The sequence below is a fragment of the Streptomyces sp. NPDC052701 genome (assembly GCF_040678355.1).
Lineage (GTDB): Bacteria > Actinomycetota > Actinomycetes > Streptomycetales > Streptomycetaceae > Streptomyces.
In genome coordinates this window covers 130,487-144,893 of record NZ_JBFATO010000012.1, presented here as the reverse complement: position 1 = coordinate 144,893, position 14,407 = coordinate 130,487, and the positions used below count along the sequence as shown (strand labels likewise).

The window sequence follows — 14,407 nt, the reverse complement described above, 5'->3', positions numbered from 1 at the left end:
GGCTTTCGCCGGGTGGACGTCAGGGTGCGCGCAGGCCGACCAGTTCGGCCAGTGCCTCCCGGTGCGCGCCCGCCGTGCCGTAGGCGATCGAGTCGGCCTTGGCCCGCTTCAGGTACAGGTGGACCGGGTGCTCCCAGGTCATGCCGATGCCGCCGTGCAGTTGCAGCGCCTCCTCGGCGGCGCGGACGGCGACCGGTGCGGCGTAGGCCTGGACGACCGCGACCGCCGTGTCCACGTCGTCGCCCGTGGCCAGCGCGTCCGCCGCGTTGCGGGCCGCGGCCCGCAGGTGGACGACGTCCAGCCACAGCTGGGCGAGCCGGTGCTTGAGCGCCTGGAAGCCGCCGACGGGCCGGTTGAACTGCTTGCGTTCCTTGAGGTAACGCACCGTCTCGGTCAACGCCCATTCGGCGAGGCCGAGTTGCTCGCAGGCGAGCAGACCGGCCCCGGCCCGCAGGGCGCGGCGGACGGCGGGCTCGGCGTCGCCGAGCCGACGGCCCTTCGCCCCGGAGAGGGTGACGGTCGCCAGCGGCCGGGTCAGGTCGAGGGACACCTGCGGGGTGACGGTCACCGCCGGGGCGTCGACCGCGTACAGCCCGCCGTCGTCCGCGGGCACGAGCAGCACGTCGGCGACGGCCGCGTCGGCGACACCGGTCAGCTCCCCGTGCAGGGTCCCGCCCTCGACCCGTACGGTCCGGTAGGCGGCGTCCGGAGCGGTGTGCAGCCCGACGGCGAGCCCGCCGACCGCCGTCGCGGACGCCAGCCGCCGGAGCAGGTCCTCGTCCCCGCAGGCCAGCAGCGCCTCGGTGGCGACGACGGCGCTCGTCAGGAACGGCACGGGCGCGACCGCCCGCCCCAGTTCCTCCAGCACGACGGCCACCTCGCGGTGCGTGGCGCCCTGGCCGTCCAGCTCTTCAGGTACCAGCAGGCCGGCGAGGCCCATCCCCTCGGTGAGGGTCTTCCACAGCCGCACGTCGTGCGGGGCGTCCGACTCGGCGCGGGCGAGGACGGCGGCCGCGTCGCAGTGGTCGGTGAGCAGGTCCCGCACGGCGGCGCGCAGCGCCTCCTCCTCCTCGGAGTAGAGCAGGTCGGGCTGTGGGCGCTGCGTTGTCATCGGGCCAGGTCCTTCCAGGCGACGTCCTTGTCGGTGCGCGGCTCGGCGGGCAGGCCGAGGACCCGCTCGGCGACGATGTTCAGCAGGATCTCGCTGGTGCCGCCCTCGATGCTGTTGCCCTTGGAGCGCAGGTAGCGGTAGCCCGCCTCCCGGCCGGTGAAGTCGACCAGTTCCGGGCGGCGCATGGTCCAGTCGTCGTAGAGCAGGCCCTCCTCGCCGAGGAGTTCCACCTCCAGGCCGCTGATCTCCTGGTTGAGGCGGGCGAAGGCGAGCTTCATGCCGGCGCCCTCGGGGCCGGGCTGGCCCGCGACGAGCTGTTGGCGCAGGCGTTCGCCGGTGAGGCGGGCGACCTCGGCCTCCACCCACAACCGCAGCAGCCGCTGGTGCAGGTCGTGGGTGCGCAGCTCGGGGCGTTCGCGCCAGGCCTTCGCCACGGGGCCGATCATGCCGCCCTCGCGGGGCAGCCGCATGCCGCCGATGGCGACGCGCTCGTTGTTCAGCGTGGTCTGCGCCACCCGCCAGCCGTCGCCGACCTCACCGAGGCGGCGGGTGTCGGGGATGCGGACGCCGGTGAGGAACACCTCGTTGAACTCGGCCTCGCCGGTGATCTGGCGCAGCGGCCGCACCTCGACGCCCGGGTCGGTCATGTCGCAGACGAAGTACGTGATGCCCCGGTGCTTGGGCACGTCCGGGTCGGTGCGGGCGATGAGGATCGCCCAGCGGGCCAGATGGGCGCTGGAGGTCCACACCTTCTGCCCGTCGACGACCCAGTCCTCGCCCTCCCGGACCGCGCGCGTGCCGAGTGCGGCGAGGTCGGATCCGGCACCGGGCTCGCTGAACAGCTGGCACCACACCTCCTCGCCCGTCCACAGCGGCCTCAGGTACCGGCGCTTCTGCTCCTCGGTGCCGAACTGCAGGATGGTCGGCGCGGCCATCCCGAGTCCGATGCCGATGCGCCGCGGGTCGTTGTCGGGTGCCCCGGCGGCCTCCAGCTCGGCGTCCACGACGGCCTGCAGCGAGCGCGGGGCACCGAGTCCGCCGAGCCCCTGCGGGAAGTGCACCCAGGCCAGTCCCGCGTCGAAGCGGGCCCGCAGGAAGTCCAGGCGGTCCGTGGCGGCCGGCGGGTGCGCGGCCAGGAACTCCCGCGTACGGCGGCGCAGCGCGGCGGCGTCGGTCATGCGGCCGCCTCCCCGGTCAGGACGGCGATCCGGCCGGTGCTCACGCCGTCGGCGACCTTCTGCACGGCCGCCGCGGCCCCGCTCAGCGGCACCCGCTCGCTCACCAGCGGCTTGATCGCGCCCCGGGCGGCCAGGTCGGTGAGCTGTTCGTGGCAGTGCCGGACCAGTCGGGGGTTCTTGGTGTTGTACAGGCCCCAGTGCAGGCCGAGGATCGAGTAGTTCTTCACCAGGGCGTGGTTCAGCGCCGGGCTGGGGATGGTCCCGCTCGCGAAGCCGACGACCACGATCCGGCCCTCGAAGGCGACGGCCTTGGCGGACTGGGCGTAGGCCGCGCCGCCGACGGGGTCGTAGATCACGTCGGCGCCCCGGCCGCCCGTCGCCTCCTTCACGGCGGTGACGACGTCCTCGGAACGCCGGTCGATCACCACGTCGCACCCCAGTTCCCGGGCGACGGCGGCCTTCTCGGCGCCGCCGACGACCCCGATGACCGTGGCGCCCGCCGCCTTCCCGAGCTGCACGGCCGCGCTGCCGACCCCTCCCGCGGCAGCGTGGACCAGCAGTGTCTCGCCGGCTTCCAGGGCGGCCCGGCGGTGCAGGCCGAACCAGCCCGTCTGGTAGCCGATGTGCAGGGCGGCGGCCTCGGCGTCGTCCAGCGCCCGCGGTGCGGGCAGGAGCGCGGCGGCGTCCACGACGGCGTACTCGGCGAAACCGCCGTGGGGCAGCGCCGGGTTGGCGATCACGCGGCGGCCGTCCTCGGTCTCGCCGCAGACCTCCACGCCGGGCGTGAAGGGCAGCGGCGGCCTGACCTGGTACTGGCCCCTGCACAGCAGGGCGTCCGGGAAGTTGACGTTCGCGGCGCGCACCCGCAGCAGGACCTGGCCGTCACCGGGCGTGGGCCGCTCCACCTCCCGCAGCCGCATCACCTCGCTCGGCTCGCCGTTCTCGTGCACTTGCCATGCCTGCATGCGGGGCCTCCACGGACTGCGTCGTCGGACCGGGTCCACCGCATACTAAGCAGTCGCTTGCCGATCGGGGAACAGTCGCCGCCAGATCCCCCGCGGGCGTCACGACCGCTTGGGCCGGGCCCGTACGTGCATCCGCTCGCCCTGCGGTCCGAACAGGCTGAGGAACTCCACGGGGCCCTCCCCCGTCGACCCGAACCAGTGCGGGACGCGCGTGTCGAACTCGGCGGCCTCCCCCGCGGCGAGCACCACGTCGTGCTCGCCGAGCACCACCCGCAGCTTCCCGGACAGCACGTACAGCCACTCGTACCCCTCGTGGGTGCGCGGTTCCGGCGCCTCCGCGCCCCGCGGCACGACCACCTTGTAGGCCTGGAGTCCGCCGGGCTGGCGGGTGAGCGGCCAGTAGGTGCGGCCGTGCCGCACGATCGGCTTGGACCGCACCCGCGGATCGCCGGTGGGGGGCGCGCCGACCAGCTCGTCCAGCGGCACCTGGTGGGCCTGCGCGATCGGCAGCAGCAGTTCCAGGCTGGGTCTGCGCAGGCCGGACTCCAGCCGGGAGAGGGTGCTGACGGAGATGCCGGTCGCCTCGGAGAGCGCGGCGAGGGTCACCTCCCGCTCCTTGCGGATGCGGCGCAGCCGGGGGCCGACGCCCGCGAGGACTTCGTCCGTGGTCATGGGCGCATTGTCGCCGACCACTTGCCGAAACGGCAAAGGTGTTTGTCGATCCGGTGGTGTTCGGGCGACGGTTCACGTGGAGGTGGTCACCATGACCGACATGACCGGGCAGTACGAAGTCGTCATCGTGGGAGGCGGCGCGGCGGGCCTGTCCGCCGCGCTGGTCCTCGGCCGGGCCCGGCGCCGCACGCTGGTCGTCGACGCGGGCGAGCCGCGCAACGCGCCCTCGGCGCACATGCAGGGGTACCTGTCGCGGGACGGCATGCCGCCCGCGAAGTTCCTGGCCGCCGGCCGGGAGGAGATCGCCCGGTACGGCGTGGAGCTGGTCCGGGACCGGGTGGTGGACGTCGCCGAGGGCTTCGCCGTGACGCTGGCGGGCGGGCGGACCGTGCGGGCCAGGCGGCTGGTGATCGCGACCGGGCTGAAGGACGAGCTGCCGGCGGTTCCCGGGGTCGCCGAGCGGTTCGGCCGGGACGTGCTGCACTGCCCGTTCTGCCACGGCTGGGAGGTGCGCGACGAGCCGTTCGGCGTGCTGGCGTCCGGCGCGGCGAGCGTGCACCAGGCCCTGATGGTGTCCCAGTGGTCCAAGGACGTGCGCCTCTTCCTGCACACGGTCGCCGAGGAGGAACTGTCGGACCAGGACCTGCGGCGCCTGGCGGCGGCCGGGGTCGACGTGGTGCCCGGGGAGGTCGCCGCCCTGGTGGTCGAGGACGACCGGCTCACCGGCGTCCGGCTCGCGGACGGCACGGCCCACGCCCGCTCGGTGCTGTTCGTCGGCCCGCGCCCGGTCCCGCAGACCGGTCTGCTGCGGCGGCTGGGCGCCGAACTGCACGAGACCCCGTTCGGCACCTACCCCGTGGTCGACCAGACCGGACTGACGACCGTGCCCGGGGTGTGGGCGGCGGGCAACGCGGTCGGGTTCGCCGAGCAGGTCGTGCACGCGGCGAGCGGCGGGTACCGGGCCGCGACCGCCATCGTCGGGGACCTGCTGACGGCCGACCTCGACGCGGCCGTGCAGGGCCTTCCGCAGGTGTAGGCCGGCGCCTGGGGTGCACCCTGACTGCATGCTGCTGCACCGGTTGGCCCGTGTGTCCCGGGAGGTCGCCGCCGCCTCGGCGCGGTCCCGGAAGATCGCCCTGCTCGCCGAGCTGTTCCGGGACGCGGAGGCGGACGACGTACCGATCGTCATCCCCTACCTGGCGGGGCGGCTGCCGCAGGGGCGGCTCGGCGTCGGCTGGAAGGCGCTGGGCCGCCCCGTGCCCCCGGCCGCCGAGCCGCGTCTAACGGTGCGCGAGGTGGACGCGCGCCTGACGGAGCTCGGCAAGGTCTCCGGCCCCGGCTCACAGGCCGAACGGGCCCGTCTGGTGGGCGAGTTGATGGGCTCGGTGACGGAGGACGAGCAGCGCTTCCTGCTCGGGCTGATCACCGGCGAGGTCCGGCAGGGCGCCCTGGACGCCGTGGCCGTCGAAGGCCTGGCCCGGGCGACCGGGGCGCCTGCGGCGGACGTACGGCGGGCGGTGATGCTCGCGGGCTCCCTGCAGACGGTGGCCGAGGCCCTGCTCACCGACGGGCCCGCCGCCCTGGACCGCTTCCGGCTCACCGTCGGCCGTCCGGTGCTGCCGATGCTGGCGCACAGCGCCCCCTCGGTCGCCGAGGCGGTCGACAGGCTCGGCGCCTGCGCGGTCGAGGAGAAGCTGGACGGCATCCGCGTCCAGGTCCACCGGGACGGCGGCCTCGTACGGATCCACACCCGCACCCTGGACGACATCACCGACCGCCTGCCCGAGGTGACCGCGGCCGCGCTCGCCCTGCCGGGCGGGCGGTTCGTCCTGGACGGCGAGGTGATCTCCCTCGACGACGGCGGGCGGCCCCGTTCGTTCCAGGAGACCGCGGGGCGCGTCGGCTCCCGCGTGGACGTGGCCGCGGCCGCCCGGGCCGTACCCGTCTCCCCCGTCTTCTTCGACGCGCTGTCCGTCGACGGCCACGACCTGCTCGACCTGCCCTTCGCCGAACGGCACGCGCGGCTGGCACGGCTGGTCCCGGAGCCGATGCGGGTGCGGCGCACGGTCGTGGACGGCCCGCGGGGCGTCCCCGAGGCGGAGGAGTTCCTCGCCGGGACACTGCGGCGCGGCCACGAGGGCGTCGTGCTCAAGGCGCTCGACGCCCCCTACAGCGCGGGCCGCCGGGGCGCCTCCTGGCTGAAGGTCAAACCCGTGCACACCCTCGACCTGGTCGTCCTGGCCGCCGAGTGGGGCCACGGCCGCCGCGCCGGCAGGCTCTCCAACCTCCACCTGGGCGCCCGCACCGCCGACGGCGGCTTCGCCATGCTGGGCAAGACCTTCAAGGGCATGACCGACGCGATGCTGGCCTGGCAGACCGGGCGCCTGCAGGAGCTGGCGGTGCGGGAGACCGGCTGGGGGGTGACCGTACGCCCGGAACTGGTCGTCGAGATCGCCTACGACGGTCTGCAGCGGTCCACCCGCTACCCGGCCGGCGTCACCCTGCGCTTCGCCCGCGTCGTCCGCTACCGCGAGGACAAGCGCCCGGAGGAGGCCGACACGGTGGAGACCCTGCTGGCCGCGCATCCGGAGGTGACCCGGTGAAGGAGATGCCGTGAAGGGGACCCGCAGCGCGGGCCTGCTGCTGTTCCGGCGGACCGGGAACGGCACGGAGGTGCTGCTCGGCCACATGGGCGGCCCGTACTTCGCCCGGCGCGACGCCGGGGCGTGGACGGTGCCCAAGGGCGAGTACGGCCCCGGCGAGCCCGCCTGGGAGGCGGCCCGCCGCGAGTTCCGGGAGGAGCTGGGACTGCCGCCGCCGGACGGGCGGGCCGTGGCGCTCGGGGAGGCGCGGCAGGCCAACGGCAAGATCGTCACCGTCTGGGCGATCGAGGCCGACCTCGACCCGGCCTCGATCCGCCCCGGCACCTTCCGCATGGAGTGGCCCCCGGGGTCGGGCCGCGTCCAGGAGTTCCCCGAGCTGGACCGGGTGGCGTGGTTCGGCCCGGACCGGGCGCGCGAGGTGATCGTCAAGGGCCAGACGGCGTTTCTCGACCGCCTGGCGGAGCACTCGCCCTGAGCACCCGCCTTCGCGTTGCGGTCCCCCGTACCGCGCGGGAAGGTCGAAGCACAGCCCGTCCCCAGGGAGGTCGGCCATGCCCATCGCAACGGTGAACCCGGCGAACGGCGAGACGCTCAAGACGTACGAGGCCATGGGCGAGGAGGAGGTCGAGCGCCGGCTCCGGCTCGCGCAGGCCACGTTCCGCACCTACCGGACGACCTCCTTCGACGAGCGCGCCCGCCTCATGAGGAAGGCCGCCGGCCTCCTGGAGGAGGACCAGCAGGAGATCGGCCGCGTGGTCACCACCGAGATGGGCAAGCCGATCAGGCAGGCCCGTGCCGAGGCCGCGAAGTGCGCCAAGGCGATGCGCTGGTACGCCGACCACGCCGGGGAACTGCTCGCCGACGAGGAACCCGCCGACGCCGACGTGAAGGACTCCGGCGCCTCCCGCGTGCGGGTGCGCTACCGGCCGCTCGGCCCGGTCCTCGCCGTGATGCCGTGGAACTTCCCGCTGTGGCAGGTGGTCCGCTTCGCCGCGCCCGCGCTGATGGCGGGCAACGTGGGCCTGCTCAAGCACGCCTCCAACGTGCCGCAGACCGCGCTGTACCTGGAGGACCTCTTCCACCGGGCGGGCTTCACCGAGGGCTGCTTCCAGACCCTGCTCGTCGGCTCGGCGCAGGTCGACGACATCCTGCGCGACGAGCGGGTCAGGGCCGCGACCCTCACCGGCAGCGAACCGGCGGGCCGCGCGGTGGCCTCCACCGCCGGGGAGATGGTCAAGAAGACGGTGCTGGAACTGGGCGGCAGCGACCCGTTCGTCGTCATGCCGTCGGCCGACCTGGACCGGGCCGCCGAGGTCGCGGTGAACGCGCGGTGCCAGAACGCCGGGCAGTCGTGCATCGCGGCCAAGCGGTTCATCGTGCACACGGACGTGTACGACGCCTTCGCCGAGCGGTTCGTGCAGGGCATGAGGGCGCTGCGGACCGGCGACCCGATGGACGAGGAGACGCAGGTGGGGCCGCTCTCCAGCGAGCGGGGGCGCGCCGACCTGGAGGAACTGGTCGACGACGCCGTGCGCGGCGGCGCGAAGGTGCTGTGCGGCGGCGAGCGCCCCGACGGGCCGGGCTGGTACTACCCGCCGACCGTGCTGGCCGGCATCACCCGCGAGATGCGCGTCCACCGCGAGGAGACCTTCGGCCCGGTCGCCACGCTGTACCGCGCGGGCGACCTGGACGAGGCCGTGCTCGTCGCCAACGACTCGCCGTTCGGGCTGAGCTCCAACGTCTGGACGCGCGACGAGGCCGAGGTGGACCGCTTCGTGCGGGACCTGGAGGCGGGCGGGGTGTACGTCAACGGGATGACGGCCTCCCATCCGGCGTTCCCGTTCGGCGGTGTGAAGCGCTCCGGGTACGGGCGTGAGCTGTCCGGGCACGGAATCCGCGAGTTCTGCAACATCACGACGGTTTGGCACGGTGCGTGAGGCTTCCGCGGCTACGATCCCGTCTGTGAACCGCGAAGTGACCCTGCCTCTGATCGTCGACGACCGCGGTACCTTGCAGGTGGCCGCGGCCGACGTGAGCAAGCTGCTCCGCACGGTGGGCGGGCGGTGGCTGCGCCTCGTGGAGGCCGGGCAGGAGGGGCTCGACGAGGACACGGTGGCCGCCCTGACCATCGAGCTGGCGAAGCTGGCCGACCGGATCGACGTGGCGTGCATCGCGCACAGCAGCGGGGGCGCGCCGTAGGGTGCCGCCCGACGCCGGGCGCGGGTCGCCCGTGGCTGCTCGCGCGGTTCCCCCGCCTCCCTTCAGGGCCGCTGCTCCAGCGTCCTCCAGAACATCGCCTCGTAGCTTTGGAGCAGCCTGCCGTAGCGGTGCGACAGGTCCTCGGTCAGGCGCCCGGTGTCCAGTCCCTCCTGCACCGCCGCCGTCGCCCGCTCGTCCAGCTCGGGCGCCGGCTCGGCGAAGAAGTCGAAGAAGGCGCAGGCCTCGTCGGTGAAGCCGTAGCGGCTGCGCAGGGCCTGCGCGATCGTCGCGCAGTAGCCGCCCCAGGCCGAGAAGTTGGCCGTCAGGGCGAGTACGGCGTCGGACGGTTCGGCGTTGAGGGCGAGCCAGGCGACGTAGGCGGGGTAGGCCTGGCAGCCCGGGAGCGGGGCGTACGCCGCCGTCCGCTCCTCGTCCACGCCGCAGGCCGCGGCGAAGGACGCCAGTCGCTCCCCGGCCACCGCCTCCCCGTCGGCGAGCGCGCGGAAGAAGGCGGCGGACTCCGGGGCGCCGTCGGCGGCGCGCTCCGCCAGATGCAGGAACGACCGGTGGTCGGCGGCGATGACCTCGCGCTGTTCGAGGGCGAGCGCGGCGAGCGTCCCACGGCTCGCCGCGCCCCGCGCGATCAGCGGGACCAGGCGGTTGGCCTGCGGGTCCGGGGCCAGTTCCCCGGTGGTGGTCTCCAGCAGTTCCCGGGCCGTGCGCGTCATCGCGTCCTCCGTCGGTTGCCAGGGGCGCGCCCCTGCGCGCCCCTGCGGCGCCTACCGGATCGGCATACCCGAAAGCGTCCGCGCGATCACCAGCCGCTGGATCTCGCTCGTCCCCTCGAAGATGGTGTAGATGGCCGCGTCCCTGTGCATGCGCTCCACCGGGTACTCCCGGGTGTAGCCGTTGCCGCCGAGGATCTGGACGGCCTGGGCGGTGACCTCCTTCGCCGTCTCGCTCGCGAACAGCTTGGACATCGAGCCCTCGGCGGCCGTGAACGGCTTGCCGTTGACGGCCATCCAGGAGGCGCGCCACACCAGCAGGCGGGCGGCGTCGATCCGGGTGCGCATGTCCGCGAGCTGGAAGGCGACGCCCTGGTTGTCGATGATCGGGCGGCCGAACTGCTCCCGGGTCCGGGCGTACTCGAGGGCGACCTCGTAGGCGGCGCGGGCGGTGCCCACGGCCATCGCGCCGACCGCCGGGCGGGACGCCTCGAACGTGGCCATGGCGGCGTTCTTGACCCGCTCGCCGCCCTTCCTCGCCTTCTCGCGGGCGCGGGCGAGGCGCTCGTCCAGCTTCTCCTTGCCGCCGAGCAGGCAGGAGCCGGGCACCCGCACGTCGTCGAGAATCACCTCGGCGGTGTGCGAGGCGCGGATGCCGTGCTTCTTGAACTTCTGGCCCTGGGACAGCCCCGGCGTGTTCGGCGGGACGATGAAGGAGGCGTGGCCCTTGGAGCCGAGGTCGGGGTCGACGACCGCGACCACCACGTGGACGTTGGCGATGCCGCCGTTGGTCGCCCAGGTCTTGGTGCCGTTGATCACCCACTCGTCCCTGGCCTCGTCGTACACGGCACGCGTGCGCATGGAGGCCACGTCCGAGCCGGCGTCGGGCTCGGAGGAGCAGAACGCGGCGACCTTGACGTCGTTGGCGTCGCCGTACATCTGGGGGATCCAGGTGCCGATCTGCTCCTCGGTGCCGTTGGCGAGGACGCCGACGGCGGCGAGGCCGGTGCCGACGATGGACAGGGCGATGCCCGCGTCCCCCCAGAACAGCTCCTCCATGGTCATGGGGATGCCGAGGCCGGTGGCGTCGAAGTACTGCTGGGCGTAGAAGTCGAGGGAGTAGATGCCGACCTTGGCGGCCTCCTGGATGACCGGCCAGGGAGTCTCCTCACGCTCGTCCCATTCGGCGGCCGCGGGGCGGATCACGTCGGCGGCGAAGCCATGGAGCCAGTCCCGGACCTCCTTCTGTTCGTCGTTGAGCTCCATGGTGAACTCGGCCATGTCCCCTCCAGCGGCGACGCACCTGCATGTTACTTACGGTAACGCGCAGTCTGTTACCGGTGGGTAGGAAAAGTCAACTCCCGACGTCCCCCCGGCAGCCCGTTCGATGCCCGGGGGCCGCCTGAGTGTTAGTTTGCGCAGGCGTCACCGAATCAGCACGGGTGGGGAGAGCACATGAACACCACGCAGCGGACCGATCAGCAGCGGTCCGCCGACCGCCGACGGCGCGAGCTGCTGGAGGCCGCCGACCGGGTGGTGCTGCGCGACGGGCCGCAGGCCTCGATGAACGCGATCGCGGCGGAGGCCGGCATCACCAAGCCGATCCTGTACCGGCACTTCGGTGACAAGGGCGGACTGTACGCCGCCCTCGCCAAGCGGCACACCGACGCCCTCCTGGACTCGCTGCGGGCGGCGCTGGACGCTCCGGCGGACCGGCGCGAGCGCGTGGAGTCCACCCTGGACACCTACCTCGCCGCGATCGAGGCACGGCCCCAGGTGTACCGCTTCCTGATGCATCCCGCGGAGGGCTCGCAGAGCGACCAGGGGTTCGACGTCGGCAAGCACTCCGCGCCGCTGCTGCGGCGGATGGGCGAGGAGCTGGCCCAGGTCATCGGGGAACGGCTGGACCTCGGGCCGGAGAGCCAGCGGCTGGCGCGGGTGTGGGGGCACGGGATCGTCGGCATGATGCATGCCGCCGGGGACTGGTGGCTGGGGGAACGGCCCTGTTCGCGGGCCGAGTTGGTGCGCAGCCTCGCCGACCTGCTGTGGGGGCGGCTGGCCGCGGCCGGGGACCGGACGGGGGGTCCGGGGTTCTGACGGCGGTACGCCGCGTGCGGACCGGCGGGGGCCGGTCACCCGGTTCCCCGCGCTTGCCGGGCGGACGCCCTCACCGGCGCCAGGGGGCGCGCGCCGCCTGCCGCATCAGCCGGCGGCGGCGCCAGCCGGTCAGGCGGTCCGCGTAGATCCCGCCCTCCAGGTGGTCGCACTCGTGCTGCAGGCACCGCGCGAAGAAGCCGGTGCCGTGGACGGTGACCGGCTCGCCCGTCATCGTCCGCCCCTCGACCACCGCGTGGTCGTGGCGCTCCGTGCCCGCCTCCAGGCCCGGCAGCGACAGACAGCCCTCCGGGCCCCGCACCACCACGCCGTCCGTCTCGACCAGCCGCGGGTTCACGACATGTCCGAGATGCCGGACGTCCTCGTCGTCCGGGCAGTCGTACACGAAGACCCGCAGCGGTACGCCGATCTGGTTGGCGGCCAGACCCACGCCCCGTGCTGCGTACATGGTCGCGAACAAGTCCTCCACGAGGCGGGCCAGTTCCGGGCCGAAGTCGGTGACCTCCCCGCACGGTGCGTGCAGGACCGGGTCGCCGAGCAGGGTGAGGGGCCGGACGCGCCCGCGGGCGCCCGGGATCGAACCGTGTCGCATGGCCGTAAGGGTACGGTTCCTTCGGTCCCCGCCCGCCGCGCAGGCGTGGACCGCGGTTCGGGAGTGCGAAGGGATCTCGATAGGCTGAGGTCCACACCACGTGGCCGTCAGGCTTCAAGGCGCGGCGCGTACGCAAGGAGGATCGAGAACTGATGGCAGGCAACTCGGACCCGCTCACGCCGCGGGCCAAGCTGGCCGTGACCGCGGGCAAGGCGGTCGCAGCGGCATCCCGTGCCGCGGGGCGCGGCAGCGGTTCGGTGATCGGCGGACGGGTGGCGCTCAAGCTCGACCCCGACCTCCTCGGCCGGCTCGCCCAGAACCTGGACTGCGTCCTGGTCTCGGCGACGAACGGCAAGACCACCACCACCCGGCTCATCGCCGAGGCCCTGCGCGCGGCGGGCCCGGTCGTCTCCAACGCGCTCGGCGCCAACATGCCCGCCGGCATCACCTCGGCGCTCGCGGGCGGCTCCGACGCGAAGTTCGGTGTCATCGAGGTCGACGAGAAGTACCTCGCCGGAGTCGCCCGGGACACCGACCCCAAGTGCATCGCGTTGCTGAACCTCTCGCGCGACCAGCTCGACCGCGCCGCCGAGACCCGCATGCTCGCCGAGAACTGGCGCGAGGGCCTGACCGGCTCCAAGGCCGTGATCGTCGCCAACGCCGACGACCCGCTGGTGGTGTGGGCCGCCTCCTCCTCCCCCAATGTGATCTGGGTCGCCGCGGGACAGATGTGGAAGGACGACGCCTGGTCCTGCCCGTCGTGCGGTGGCGTGATGCAGCGCCCGGGCGACGACTGGTTCTGCGGCGAGTGCGGCTTCCGGCGGCCGACGCCGAGCTGGGCGCTGTCCGGCGACCACGTCCTGGACCCGCACGGCTCGGCCTGGCCGATCCACCTCCAGCTGCCGGGCCGCGCCAACAAGGCCAACGCCGCCACCTCCGCGGCCGTCGCCGCCGTCTTCGGCGTGCCGCCGCAGGTCGCCCTGGAGCGCATGTACCAGGTGCAGGCGGTGGCCGGGCGCTACGACGTCGTCCAGTTCGAGGGCCGGGACCTCAGGCTGCTGCTGGCGAAGAACCCGGCCGGCTGGCTGGAGACGTTCTCGCTGATCGACCCGCCGCCGACCCCGGTGATCCTGTCGGTGAACGCGCGCTCGGCCGACGGCACCGACACCTCCTGGCTGTGGGACGTCGACTACACGCGCCTGGCGGGCCACCCGATCTGCGTGATCGGCGACCGGAAGCTGGACCTCGCGGTGCGCCTGGAGGTCGCGAACCAGCAGTTCCAGGTGTGCGACGACCTCGACCAGGCCGTGCAGCTGTGCCCGCCCGGCCGGATCGAGGTCATCGCCAACTACACCGCGTTCCAGGACCTGCGCCGCCGCGTCGGCAACTGACAAGCACTCAGGGGACTTTTGTGAGCGACAACCAGCTGCGGGTCGTCTGGATCTACCCGGACCTGCTCAGCACGTACGGCGACCAGGGCAACGTCCTCGTCGTGGAGCGCCGGGCGCGGCAGCGCGGCCTGGACGTGGCCCGGCTCGACGTGCGCAGCGACCAGCCGATCCCGACCTCCGGCGACATCTACCTGATCGGCGGCGGCGAGGACCGCCCGCAGCGGCTCGCGGCCGAGCGGCTGCGCCGGGACGCCGGTCTGCACCGGGCGGTGGACAACGGCGCGATCGTCTTCTCCGTGTGCGCCGGCTACCAGATCCTCGGCCACGAGTTCATCAACGACCTCGGCCAGCGCGAGCCGGGGCTCGGCCTGCTGGACGTGGTGTCGGTGCGCGGCGAGGGCGCCCGGTGCGTCGGCGACGTGCTCGCCGACATCGATCCGCGGCTCGGCCTGCCCGCGCTGACCGGCTTCGAGAACCACCAGGGCGTCACCCACCTCGGCCCCACCGCCCGCCCGCTCGCCCAGGTGCGCTTCGGCAACGGCAACGGCACGGGCGACGGCACCGAGGGCGCGTACAACGGCACCGTCTTCGGCACGTACATGCACGGCCCGGTGCTCGCCCGCAACCCGCTCATCGCGGACCTGCTGCTGAAGCTGGCGCTCGACGTCAACGCGCTGCCGCCGGTCGACGACCGCTGGTACGAGGCGCTCCGCAACGAGCGCATCGCCGCTGCGGAGCAGCCCGCGTAGACACCGCCGCGGAGCAGCCTGCGCGGGCGCCGTTGCGGAGCAGCCTGTGCGGGCTGCTCCGTCGCCGGTGGGCACCGTCCTCGCCGGGAGCCCACCTGACACCTCAT

Annotated in this window: 15 protein-coding genes; 8 read left to right on the top strand and 7 right to left on the bottom strand. The window is 73.7% G+C overall.

All coding sequences use genetic code 11. The features are described 5' to 3' along the window. Positions 1-19: 19 nt before the first annotated feature. The 4 genes from AB0L29_RS16550 to AB0L29_RS16535 all read right to left on the bottom strand — a co-directional run bounded on the left by AB0L29_RS16550 (position 20) and on the right by AB0L29_RS16535 (position 3,926). Positions 20-1,111, bottom strand: coding sequence for an acyl-CoA dehydrogenase family protein (locus AB0L29_RS16550; RefSeq protein ID WP_365827654.1), 1,092 nt, complete (start codon positions 1,109-1,111; stop codon positions 20-22). Then, positions 1,108-2,289, bottom strand: coding sequence for an acyl-CoA dehydrogenase family protein (locus AB0L29_RS16545; RefSeq protein ID WP_365827652.1), 1,182 nt, complete (start codon positions 2,287-2,289; stop codon positions 1,108-1,110). Before AB0L29_RS16545 ends, AB0L29_RS16550 begins: the two co-directional genes overlap by 4 nt. Then, positions 2,286-3,254, bottom strand: a complete 969-nt coding sequence (locus AB0L29_RS16540; protein ID WP_365827650.1) for an NADPH:quinone oxidoreductase family protein — start codon at positions 3,252-3,254, stop codon at positions 2,286-2,288. The genes AB0L29_RS16545 and AB0L29_RS16540 overlap by 4 nt, the downstream gene beginning before the upstream one ends. 99 nt (positions 3,255-3,353) lie before the next feature. After that, entirely contained in the window at positions 3,354-3,926 is a 573-nt protein-coding gene (locus AB0L29_RS16535; protein WP_365827648.1) for an XRE family transcriptional regulator, read from the bottom strand. A gap of 100 nt (positions 3,927-4,026) precedes the next feature. Between AB0L29_RS16535 and AB0L29_RS16530 the strand changes: the two genes are divergently transcribed. From AB0L29_RS16530 to AB0L29_RS16510, 5 genes are all read left to right on the top strand, one after another. After that, entirely contained in the window at positions 4,027-4,962 is a 936-nt protein-coding gene (locus AB0L29_RS16530; protein ID WP_365827747.1) for an NAD(P)/FAD-dependent oxidoreductase, read from the top strand. Positions 4,963-4,990: 28 nt separating this feature from the next. Further along, a complete protein-coding gene (locus AB0L29_RS16525; RefSeq protein WP_365827646.1) occupies positions 4,991-6,529 on the top strand; it encodes an ATP-dependent DNA ligase in 1,539 nt (512 codons plus the stop codon). A 10-nt stretch (positions 6,530-6,539) separates the two neighbouring features. Beyond that, a complete protein-coding gene (locus AB0L29_RS16520) occupies positions 6,540-7,004 on the top strand; it encodes an NUDIX domain-containing protein (protein WP_365827644.1) in 465 nt (154 codons plus the stop codon). 76 nt (positions 7,005-7,080) lie between these two features. Then, positions 7,081-8,466, top strand: a complete 1,386-nt coding sequence (locus tag AB0L29_RS16515) for an NADP-dependent succinic semialdehyde dehydrogenase (RefSeq protein WP_365827642.1) — start codon at positions 7,081-7,083, stop codon at positions 8,464-8,466. Positions 8,467-8,491: 25 nt separating this feature from the next. After that, a complete protein-coding gene (locus tag AB0L29_RS16510; protein WP_365827640.1) occupies positions 8,492-8,728 on the top strand; it encodes a DUF6213 family protein in 237 nt (78 codons plus the stop codon). 62 nt (positions 8,729-8,790) lie between these two features. Here the strand turns inward: AB0L29_RS16510 and AB0L29_RS16505 are convergent, their stop codons facing one another. Further along, positions 8,791-9,456 carry a transcriptional regulator gene (locus AB0L29_RS16505; protein WP_365827638.1) on the bottom strand — a complete coding sequence of 222 codons (666 nt, stop codon included), beginning with the start codon at positions 9,454-9,456 and terminating at the stop codon, positions 8,791-8,793. Positions 9,457-9,507: 51 nt separating this feature from the next. Further along, positions 9,508-10,734, bottom strand: a complete 1,227-nt coding sequence (locus AB0L29_RS16500) for an acyl-CoA dehydrogenase family protein (protein ID WP_365827636.1) — start codon at positions 10,732-10,734, stop codon at positions 9,508-9,510. Between the two features lie 174 nt (positions 10,735-10,908). Here AB0L29_RS16500 and AB0L29_RS16495 point away from each other — a divergent pair, with 174 nt between their 5' ends. Further along, complete coding sequence (locus AB0L29_RS16495) at positions 10,909-11,550, top strand: TetR family transcriptional regulator (RefSeq protein WP_365827634.1); 642 nt, start codon at positions 10,909-10,911, stop codon at positions 11,548-11,550. Between the two features lie 70 nt (positions 11,551-11,620). Here AB0L29_RS16495 and def read toward each other — a convergent pair whose 3' ends face one another. Further along, positions 11,621-12,160 carry a peptide deformylase gene (gene def, locus AB0L29_RS16490; protein ID WP_365827632.1) on the bottom strand — a complete coding sequence of 180 codons (540 nt, stop codon included), beginning with the start codon at positions 12,158-12,160 and terminating at the stop codon, positions 11,621-11,623. A 152-nt stretch (positions 12,161-12,312) separates the two neighbouring features. Here def and AB0L29_RS16485 point away from each other — a divergent pair, with 152 nt between their 5' ends. Both AB0L29_RS16485 and AB0L29_RS16480 read left to right on the top strand, forming a co-directional pair. Further along, on the top strand, positions 12,313-13,551 hold the full coding sequence (locus AB0L29_RS16485; RefSeq protein ID WP_365827630.1) for a MurT ligase domain-containing protein: 1,239 nt from the start codon (positions 12,313-12,315) through the stop codon (positions 13,549-13,551). Between the two features lie 20 nt (positions 13,552-13,571). Next, the gene (locus AB0L29_RS16480) at positions 13,572-14,300 is read left to right on the top strand and encodes a glutamine amidotransferase (protein ID WP_365827628.1); all 729 of its coding nucleotides are present in this window, start codon (positions 13,572-13,574) and stop codon (positions 14,298-14,300) included. Positions 14,301-14,407 lie beyond the last annotated feature (107 nt).